At 67.2% G+C, this 6,427-nt stretch carries 7 protein-coding genes and 1 pseudogene; 1 reads left to right on the top strand and 7 read right to left on the bottom strand.

Annotated features, from left to right (window positions below; genetic code table 11):
• From VF536_RS18470 to dctP, 3 genes are all read right to left on the bottom strand, one after another.
• A partial coding sequence (locus tag VF536_RS18470) for a TRAP transporter large permease subunit (protein ID WP_331616325.1) occupies positions 1-758 on the bottom strand: 758 nt, incomplete at its 3' end.
• Complete coding sequence (locus VF536_RS18475; RefSeq protein WP_331616326.1) at positions 755-1,342, bottom strand: TRAP transporter small permease; 588 nt, start codon at positions 1,340-1,342, stop codon at positions 755-757. The genes VF536_RS18470 and VF536_RS18475, both read right to left, overlap by 4 nt.
• Positions 1,343-1,349: 7 nt before the next feature.
• Positions 1,350-2,369, bottom strand: a complete 1,020-nt coding sequence (dctP, locus tag VF536_RS18480) for a TRAP transporter substrate-binding protein DctP (protein ID WP_331616327.1) — start codon at positions 2,367-2,369, stop codon at positions 1,350-1,352.
• A gap of 318 nt (positions 2,370-2,687) precedes the next feature.
• Here dctP and VF536_RS18485 point away from each other — a divergent pair, with 318 nt between their 5' ends.
• Positions 2,688-3,179: a cupredoxin family protein gene (locus tag VF536_RS18485; RefSeq protein ID WP_331616328.1), complete on the top strand. Its 492-nt coding sequence runs from the start codon at positions 2,688-2,690 to the stop codon at positions 3,177-3,179.
• An 11-nt stretch (positions 3,180-3,190) separates the two neighbouring features.
• Here the strand turns inward: VF536_RS18485 and VF536_RS18490 are convergent, their stop codons facing one another.
• The 4 genes and pseudogenes from VF536_RS18490 to VF536_RS18505 all read right to left on the bottom strand — a co-directional run.
• A complete protein-coding gene (locus VF536_RS18490) occupies positions 3,191-3,982 on the bottom strand; it encodes a DNA-binding domain-containing protein (protein WP_331616329.1) in 792 nt (263 codons plus the stop codon).
• A complete protein-coding gene (locus VF536_RS18495; protein WP_331616330.1) occupies positions 3,979-4,848 on the bottom strand; it encodes a DUF692 domain-containing protein in 870 nt (289 codons plus the stop codon). The genes VF536_RS18490 and VF536_RS18495 overlap by 4 nt, the downstream gene beginning before the upstream one ends.
• Positions 4,849-4,852: 4 nt before the next feature.
• A complete protein-coding gene (locus tag VF536_RS18500) occupies positions 4,853-5,140 on the bottom strand; it encodes a hypothetical protein (RefSeq protein ID WP_331616331.1) in 288 nt (95 codons plus the stop codon).
• Between the two features lie 216 nt (positions 5,141-5,356).
• A pseudogene (locus VF536_RS18505) lies at positions 5,357-6,427 on the bottom strand (glycoside hydrolase family 16 protein); the annotation flags it as partial.

The following is a 6,427-nucleotide window of genomic DNA, read 5'->3' on the forward strand; positions in this document are numbered from 1 at the left end:
CCGCCGTACAGCGCCACCATGACGCCGATCAGCAGCAGCACGAAGGGCACCACCCGCGGCAGCATCTCGAACTTCTGACGCGTGGTGAAGGTCTCCTTCGACAGCAGCGCTGAGGCCGCGCCGGTGCGATTGAATTCGGCCTCGGCCAGCGCGTACTCCTTGCGGTAGCGCAGCGCCGCATAGACGGCGAACAGCACCACCAGCAGCACGCCCGGCGCGATGCCCGCCAGGAACAAGCGACCCAGCGACTGCTCCGCCGCCACCGCGTACAGGATCATCGTGATCGACGGCGGCAGCAGGATGCCCAAGGTCCCGCCGGCCGCGATGATGCCGGCCGCGAAACCGGGCGAGTAGCCACGCTTGCGCATCTCCGGGATGCCGGCGCTGCCGATGGCCGAGCACGTCGCCGGGCTGGAGCCGGCCATGGCCGCGAACAGCGCGCAGGCGAAGACGTTGGCGATGCCGAGTCCGCCGGGGATGCGCCCCATCCAGACGTGCATCGCCGCGTACAGGTCCTGCCCCGCCCGGGACTTGCCGATCGCCGCCCCCTTCAGGATGAAGAGCGGAATGGAGAGCAGCGTGATGCTGGCCATCTCCTCGTAGACGTTCTGCGTGACCGTGTCCAGCGCGGACGCCGGCATGAAGAGGGCCATGAACAGCACCGCGACGCTGCCGAGCGCGAACGCGATCGGCGCGCCCGAGAACATGAACAGCAGCGTGACGATGCCAAACAGTGAGCCGAGGACGAGCATGCTCATGCGCCCACTCCCGATTGATTTGCCGAGTTGTTTTTCTTGAAGAGCCCGTTGATGCGCGCGGTCAGTTGAACCAGCAGTTGCAGGCTCAGCAGCGTCATGCCCAACGCCATCAGGCCGTAGGGAATCCACAGCGGCGGCGCCCAGGACGACGAGGTCGTCTGACCCTCGACCCAGGCCTCGTGGAACAGCGTCCAGGACTTCCAGGCGAAGAAGGCGCAGAAGGCCGTGCACAGCAGGTCCACCAGCGCCAGGCGCAGGCGGTTGACCGACCGCGGCAGCAGCCCGGCCATGGCCTCGATGCCCACGTGTCCGCGCAAGGATTGGACGAAGGCGCCGCAGAGGAAGGTCGCGCCGACCAGGCAGAAGACCGCCGCCTCGTCCTGCCAGTCCGTGGACGCCTTCATCACGTAGCGCGAGACCACGCTGTACGTCAGCACGCACGACGCCACCAGCAGCGCCAGCATGCCCAGCACCACCACGCCCTGATTGATGAGGTGCAGCAGCCGCGCGAGCGGCAGCAGCACCGCCGGCGTGTCGGGGTCGATGCCGGCGACCGCCGGCTTCAGTTCAAAGCCGTGGCTCATCGCGATCTCACAGCAACTTCTGGGCGGCCTTGAGGATCGCCGCGCAGGACTCGTTCTTCTCGGAGAAGTCCTTCCACGCGGTGTCGCGCGCGATGGCCTGCCACTTCTTCAGCGTCGCCTCGTCCATGTCGTAGACCTTGGCGCCGGCCTTCGCATAGATCGCCGCAGCCGCCTTGTCATCCGCCTTCGCCGCATCGCGGGCGAAGACCTCCATCTCCGCCCCCACGCCCATCACGATGTCCTGCTGCGCCTTCGGCAGCTTGTTGAAGACCTCCTTGGAGATCATCAGCGGCTCCAGCATGAACCAGTAGGTACGCTCGCGGCCCGAGGTCAGGTGCTTGGCAATCTCCTCCAGCTTGAAGGAGATGAAGCTGGTCGACGAGGTCATCGCCGCGTCCATCGCGCCGGTCTGCATCGCCGCATAGATCTCGTTGGACGGCAGCGTGATGACCGACGCGCCGGCCTGCTTCAGCATCATGTCCATCTCGCGGCTGCCGCCGCGCACCTTCAGGCCCTTGGCATCGTCCGGCGTCACCAGCGGCCGCGCGCGGCTGGCCACGCCGCCCGCCTGCCAGACCCAGCTGACGATCATCACGCCCTTGTCGTCCAGCACCTTGGACAGCAGCTTGCCAACCTCCGCGGTCTTCCAGGCCGCGCCCTGCTCGTAGCTGGGCACCAGCGCCGGCATCAGACCGGCATTGGTCTCGGCCACCTCGCCGCCGGCGTAGGACAGCGGCACCAGGCTCATGTCTAGCGCGCCCTTGCGCATGGCCGAGAACTGGGCGTTGGTCTTCATCAGCGACGAGCCCGGATAGACCGCCGCCTTGAGCGCACCGCCCGAGCGCTTCTCCACCTCGGCGGCGAAGCGGCGGCACAGCCGGTCGCGGAAGTCGCCTTCGGTCAGCGTGCCGCTGGGGAACTGGTGGGAGATCTTCAGCGCGCTCGCTTGAGCGTGCGCGGTGGGCAGCCAGACGGCTGCGGCAGTGCCGGCGGCGGCACTCATCAACTGGCGTCGAGTCAGGGTCATGCTTGTCTCCAGGTCCGCCATGGGTGGCGGTATGCGGGCGGAGTGTCAAAGCGGTACCCGACGCGATCAATCAACCAGACGTTGCGACCTTTACCTCCGACGGAAGAATCGCGGGCTAACCCTGAGGCCCCAACGGCCCTGGGCAGAGAGGGCGCTCCACCTGACACCTGCGGTCAAGGTCCGGCTCACATCCCACTTGACCTTGCCACAGGGGCAAGGTTCAGCATCCTCGCCAGCTCGTCACCCTGGCATGGACGAGCCCGGATCCCGCACGAACACCCAGTCCCGAGACCCTCACGGTCTCCGAAGGAGAGCCTCTTGAAGACATCGCATCTGTTGACGCTGGCCGCGTTGATCGCCGCCGCCCCCGCCGCTTTCGCCCATGGCAACGAAGACCACGCCACGCCGCGCAAGTTCGATCCCGCCCAGGTCGAGGTCACCGACATCGGCCAGGAGGGCGATCCGAAGAAGGTCACGCGCACCATCCAGGTCGACATGGCCGACACCATGCGCTTCACGCCGGCGAATCTCGCCGTCAAACGCGGCGAGACCGTCCGGTTCGTGATCCGCAACGGGGGCCAGGTGTTGCACGAGATGGTCCTCGGCACCAGCCAGGCCCTGGCCGAGCATGCGGCGCTGATGCGGAAGTTCCCCGGCATGGAGCACGCCGACGCGAACATGGCTCACGTCAAACCCGGCACGAGCGGCGAGATCGTCTGGCAGTTCACCAAGGCCGGCGAATTCCAGTTCGCCTGCCTCCTGCCGGGGCACTTCGAAGCGGGGATGGTCGGCCAGCTGGTCGTGAAATGAGCCGACACGGCTCAGCGGACGAGGAGCTCCTCGTCCACCCAGCGCCGGAGCAGCGTGCCCAGCTCGGCGACGACATTCAGACCGGATGACGTTTCGGCCAGGTCCGCACACGTCTCGGCGAAGGTGCGGCCCGCGGCCAGCGCGTCCAGCGCCTGCGCCTCGAGCGGGCCCAGGCTTCTGAAATGCGGCGAATGGCCGCGCCGCCAGATCAGCAGGTCCAGCGGCGCCGTCAGCCGCTGCGCAGTCGGCGGCGTCTCGTCGCCATCGAGCGCCTGCCACAGCGCCAGCGTGTTGGAGGACTGCTTCAGGCGCGCGTAGCTGGGCGGCAGCCGGAGTCGCAGCTCGGCCCAATCCTCGGGCGCCAGCGATGCCAGGTCGGTCATCGTCAGCGTTGGCGCGTCGGCGGCGTCAAAGGCGCTTCGCAACGACCAGTCCAATGCGGCCAGTTCGGCGATCTCGCCATCGTCCGGCCATCGCTGCGACAGCCAACGGGCGAAGTCCGCGCCGTACCAGCGCAGACTGAAATGCTGCGAGCCGTGGACCTCGACGAACGCCAGCGCCTCGCGCTCGAACCAGTCGCCGCCGAGGTATCGCCGCGTGTGCCCATAGCTGTCCGCCAGCGTCTCGTGCAGGCGCGCTCGATAGGCATGGTGGTAGATGGACAGGCGTCGCTCCCCGGCGATACCGGGGCCACGGCGCAGCTGGGTGTCGATCAGACTCGGTTGCCCGATCAGGTAGGCCTGCAGCGACTGCTGCAGGTCCAGGAGTTGAAGGGACTGAAGGAGTGGCTCGACGGCGTTCATGCGGCCTTCCTCGCGGCGTCACCGGGCCAGAGGGTCGCGGTGATCACGCGGGCCTGATCGAGTTCCGCCAGCAGTTCCGAGAGCGGTGGAATGTGGTCGTCCCGTTCGATCATCGTCGCCACCGGACCGAATCGTCGGAGCGCCTCGGCATACAGCTGCCAGACCGGCTCGGCCACCGGCTGGTCGTGCGTGTCGATCAGATGGTCGCCGTGGTCGCTGTGGCCGGCGACGTGGATCTGCTGCACGCGCCCGGCGGGCAAGGCGTCGAGGTAGGCGAGCGCATCGAAGCCGTGGTTCACGGCGCTCACATGGATGTTGTTCACATCGACCAGCAACAGGCAGTCGGCACGTCGCGCGACCTCGGCCACGAACTGCGCCTCGGTGAGGCTGGAGTCCGCGTAGTCGAGATAGCTGGAGACGTTCTCCACCACCAGCCGGCGGCCGAGCGCGTCCTGCGCCTGACCGATGTTGCGCACCACCACCCGCAGGGCCTCGTCCGTGTAGGGCAAGGGCAGCAGGTCGTGCAGGTTGCGGCCGTGGACGCCCGTCCAGCACAGGTGATCGGAGACCCAGAGCGGCTCGACGCGACGGGCCAGCGCCGCCAGCTGCCGCAGATAGTCGGCATCCAGACCGGCCACGGCGCCCAGGTTCATCGAGACGCCATGCATCACCATCGGATACTTCGCGCGGATGCCGTCCAGCATCGCCAGCGGCTTGCCGCCGGGCACGAGGTAGTTCTCCGAGATCACTTCCAGCCAGTCGACCGCCTGGGGCCGATCGAGGAAGTCTCGATAGTGCGTGCTGCGCAGCCCCAGGCCGAAGCCCGGGCTCGGCTGCGCGACGCGCGATGCGGTGCCGGGCCTCACGGGATCACTTCTTCGCGGACAGGTCGCCGATCGTGCCGCCGGCGCTCAGGCACGACGCCGCGCTCATGCCCTTGAAGCTGTGGCCCTTGCACTCGTTCTGGCCCTTGCAGGCGTTTTCCGTGGTCTTGCAGTCCGCGTTGCCCTTGCACTCGTGCACGCCGTAGCAATGCACCTTGTCGCTGGCGGCCACGGCCAGGCCGCTGCTGCCCTGGGGCGCGGGCGCCGCCTGGACGGACAGGGCGAACATGGCGGCGGCAGCGGCCATTGCGGCGGATTGGGTCTTGCTGATCATGGGGGCACTCCGAAAGAAGGTTCAGGTTGATGAAACGGAGCGCTCCTGCGCGTTCCGCACCCTTCTATTCGTGGCCGCCGCCCCAGAGGTTACAGCGCCCGGAAAATTTTCTTTCGTCCGAGGCCCAATGACAAAGCCGCCCGAAGGCGGCTTTGCGACAGGACCTCTGTCGAAGGGCGTGCCCCGGAGGGTTCCGGGGCGCGCCTGTTCAAGCGCTTACTTCAGCGTGTAGCTCTGCTGGGCCGTGTCGTACGCACCGTTGCGCGCCGGGTCCCAGTACGTGAAGCTGAAGCGCACGACGTCGCCCTTCTTCAGACCTGACACCGTGAACGCATTGCCGCTGCCCTCCTTGAGCATGCGCACGTTCAGCTGACCGCCGCCGTTGATCGTGTAGTGCACGTCGGCCCAGGTGCCCGTCGCCTGCGAGAACTTCACCGAGGTCGCCGTCGGCTGGCTGATGCCATCCGGCGTGGTCGGCGTGGTGGGCGGGTTCGGATCGGTCGGCGTCGTCGTGCCCGTGTCCCAGTACACGTCGTCGATCGCGAACTGGAAGGCCTGCGTCGGCAGCTTGGTGTTGTCGCCCGAGAACATGAAGATGTCCGCGATCGACTGCAGCGCGACCTTCGGTCCGATCAGCGTCGAGATCGGCACCGTCGCCGTCGCCCACTCGCCGTTGCGCACCAGGCCGAAGGCCGTCGTGTTCGCCGGGAAGTTGACCCAGTTCTGGTTGGTGTAGGTATCGCCGATGCCGATGTTGAACGACACGTTCGCCGGGATCTTGATCTTGAACTTCAGGTTCCCGTTGCGATAGTTCGTCAGGTCACGCAGCTGACGCGCCTGGATGCCGCCGCCGAACCACTGCCCCGGCGTGTTGTAGCTCCACGCGATGACGTTGGTGCCCTCGGCCGGCTGGATGTTGCCCGCACCGGTCGATGCACCGTTCCACAGGAAGATGTCCGACGTGCTGCCGGCCTGCAGCTTGTTGGTGATCGCCGTGTTGTCCGTGAACACGCCGAACTTGCCCGCCGCTTCCGGCACGGTCTGGTTGCCCAGCTTCACCTCGCCCTTGCCGTCGAGCTCGTACACGCGGACGTAGTCCACGTACATCGTGCCCGGCAGCGGCGCCGTCACCTGCGAGGGGTTCGCCGCGTCGGTGAAGTTGCCGCCGACCGCCAGGTTCAGCAGGAAGTAGTACGGCGCGCGCAGGGCCTCCGTGTTCACCGGTAGCGGCTGGTCGTACATGTCGTGCTCGCCGTCGTCGTCGACGACGGTGAAACGCATCTGGCT

Source organism: Roseateles sp. (genome assembly GCF_036486225.1).
Taxonomy (GTDB): Bacteria; Pseudomonadota; Gammaproteobacteria; order Burkholderiales; family Burkholderiaceae_C; genus Roseateles.